The organism is Psychrobacter sp. CAL346-MNA-CIBAN-0220, assembly GCF_040309805.1.
Lineage (GTDB): Bacteria > Pseudomonadota > Gammaproteobacteria > Pseudomonadales > Moraxellaceae > Psychrobacter.
The window spans coordinates 1-278 of record NZ_JBEOPF010000194.1 but is presented as its reverse complement, the minus strand read 5'-3'; the positions used below and the strand labels follow the sequence as shown (position 1 = coordinate 278).

The following is a 278-nucleotide window of genomic DNA, read 5'->3' as shown; positions in this document are numbered from 1 at the left end:
GATGCCAACCGTGGCGACATGCAAAATGGTTGGGACACTGACCAATATCCAAACGATGTCGCGGAATGTACTTTAGTGATGTACGAAATCTTAAAATCAGGTGGTTTTACCACTGGCGGTTTAAACTTCGACACTAAGCTTCGTCGTCAGTCATGCGAACGTGAGGATCTGTTCCATGGCCATATTGGTGGTATGGACACCATGGCTAAATCATTATTGAATGCAGCTCAACTTATTGAAGAGGCTCCATTATCTTCATTTGTTGAACAACGTTATGC

The 278-nt window shown here is 43.5% G+C and carries 1 pseudogene; it reads left to right on the top strand.

Annotation, left to right across the window (positions count from 1 at the left end):
• Positions 1–278 (top strand): annotated as a pseudogene (locus AAEY88_RS13290) (xylose isomerase); the annotation flags it as partial.